Source organism: Sphingomonas sp. GM_Shp_1 (assembly GCF_026540895.1).
Taxonomy (GTDB): domain Bacteria; phylum Pseudomonadota; class Alphaproteobacteria; order Sphingomonadales; family Sphingomonadaceae; genus Sphingomonas.
In genome coordinates this window covers 1-2,500 of sequence record NZ_JALNUR010000070.1, presented here as the reverse complement: position 1 = coordinate 2,500, position 2,500 = coordinate 1, and the positions used below count along the sequence as shown (strand labels likewise).

General features: G+C 54.8%; 2 rRNA genes (1 of these 2 cut by a window edge). Both read left to right on the top strand.

Going from position 1 to position 2,500, the window contains the following annotated elements:
• A 23S ribosomal RNA gene (locus OXQ33_RS17365) occupies positions 1-2,224 on the top strand; it begins 599 nt to the left of the window's first position.
• Between the two features lie 139 nt (positions 2,225-2,363).
• Positions 2,364-2,478: ribosomal RNA gene (rrf, locus tag OXQ33_RS17360) — 5S ribosomal RNA — on the top strand.
• The last annotated feature ends 22 nt before the right edge of the window (positions 2,479-2,500 follow it).

Below are 2,500 nucleotides of genomic sequence, written 5' to 3'. Positions count from 1 at the left end.
CCTCTTTATGGGGTGACTGCGTACCTCTTGCATAATGGGTCTGTGACTTAATGTTTCAAGCAAGCTTAAGCCGATAGGTGTAGGCGCAGCGAAAGCGAGTCTGAATAGGGCGCTTTAGTTTGAAGTATTAGACCCGAAACCCGGCGATCTATGCATGACCAGGATGAAGGTGCGGTAACACGCACTGGAGGTCCGAACCGATTAACGTTGAAAAGTTACCGGATGAGTTGTGCTTAGGGGTGAAAGGCCAATCAAGCCGGGAAATAGCTGGTTCTCCGCGAAAACTATTGAGGTAGTGCCTCGAGCGGACACCATAGGGGGTAGAGCACTGGATGGTTGCGGGGGTCGCGAGATCTACCAATACTAACCAAACTCCGAATACCTATGAGTGATACTCGGGAGACAGACGGCGGGTGCTAAGGTCCGTCGTCAAAAGGGAAACAGCCCTGACCTACAGCTAAGGTCCCCAAGTCGTGTCTAAGTGGGAAAGCATGTGGAAATCCCAAAACAACCAGGAGGTTGGCTTAGAAGCAGCCATCCTTTAAAGAAAGCGTAACAGCTCACTGGTCTAAACAAGGGTTTCTGCGGCGAAGATGTAACGGGGCTCAAGACACGCACCGAAGCTTAGGGTGTGCACGCAAGTGCACGCGGTAGCGGAGCGTTCCGTAAGCCTGCGAAGCGATCTGGTAATGGGTCGTGGAGGTATCGGAAGTGCGAATGCAGACATGAGTAGCGATAAAGAGGGTGAGATGCCCTCTCGCCGAAAGACCAAGGGTTCCTGCGCAAGGCTAATCCGCGCAGGGTGAGCCGGCCCCTAAGACGAGCCCGAAGGGGGTAGTCGATGGGAACCACGTTAATATTCGTGGGCCTGGTGGTGTGTGACGGATCTCGTGTGTTGTACGTCCTTATCGGATTGGACGTGCCTCGAAGAGGTCCCGGGAAATAGCCCCACCGTATAGACCGTACCCGAAACCGACACAGGTGGTCAGGTAGAGTATACCAAGGCGCTTGAGAGAAGTGTCCTGAAGGAACTCGGCAAATTGCCTCCGTACCTTCGGAAGAAGGAGGCCCCATGTAAGCGCAAGCTCTCATGGGGGGCACAGGCCAGGGGGTAGCGACTGTTTAGCAAAAACACAGGGCTCTGCTAAGTCGGCTTCAAGACGACGTATAGGGCCTGACGCCTGCCCGGTGCCTGAAGGTTAAGTGGAGGAGTGCAAGCTCTGAAATGAAGCCCAGGTAAACGGCGGCCGTAACTATAACGGTCCTAAGGTAGCGAAATTCCTTGTCGGGTAAGTTCCGACCTGCACGAATGGCGTAACGACTTCCCCACTGTCTCCAGGACATGCTCAGCGAAATTGAATTCTCCGTGAAGATGCGGAGTACCCGCGGTTAGACGGAAAGACCCCGTGCACCTTTACTGCAGCTTCAGAGTGGCATTGGATAAGAACTGTGTAGCATAGGTGGGAGGCTTTGAAGCATTGGCGCCAGCCGATGTGGAGCCATAGGTGAAATACCACCCTGTTGTTATCTAATGTCTAACCTCGTACCGTGAAACCGGTACAGGGACCCTCTGTGGCGGGTAGTTTGACTGGGGCGGTCGCCTCCTAAAGAGTAACGGAGGCGCGCGAAGGTTGGCTCAGGCCGGTTGGAAACCGGCTGTTAGAGTGCAATGGCATAAGCCAGCCTGACTGCGAGACTGACAAGTCGAGCAGAGACGAAAGTCGGTCATAGTGATCCGGTGGTCCCTCGTGGAAGGGCCATCGCTCAACGGATAAAAGGTACGCCGGGGATAACAGGCTGATAACCCCCAAGAGCTCATATCGACGGGGTTGTTTGGCACCTCGATGTCGGCTCATCACATCCTGGGGCTGGAGCAGGTCCCAAGGGTTTGGCTGTTCGCCAATTAAAGTGGTACGTGAGCTGGGTTCAGAACGTCGCGAGACAGTTTGGTCCCTATCTGCCGTGGGCGTCGAAATTTGAGAGGAGTTGACCCTAGTACGAGAGGACCGGGTTGAACGTACCTCTGGTGTACCTGTCGTCGTGCCAACGGCGCAGCAGGGTAGCTATGTACGGACGGGATAACCGCTGAAAGCATCTAAGCGGGAAGCCTCCCTCAAGATAAGATTTCTCAGGACGGTCGAAGACCACGACCTTGATAGATCGGATGTGGAAGTGCGGTAACGCATGGAGCTAACCGATACTAATTGTCCTATTCGCGCTTGAGAGCTCCACACCCCCACCATCAGCCCTGGGCTGATGACTGAGAGTGCGGTCATTCACTCCAAGCCAGGTGCATCGATTTTTACCCAAAACCACCTCGTCGCCCGCAAAGGCAACGAGGTCAGTGTCCGCGGACTCTATTGCCTGGTGGCCATAGCGTCGGTGTCCCACCCGATCCCATCCCGAACTCGGCCGTGAAACCCGACTGCGCCAATGGTACTACTGCTCAAGCAGTGGAAGAGTAGGGCGTCGCCAGGCATTATAGTCCGCGTACACAACA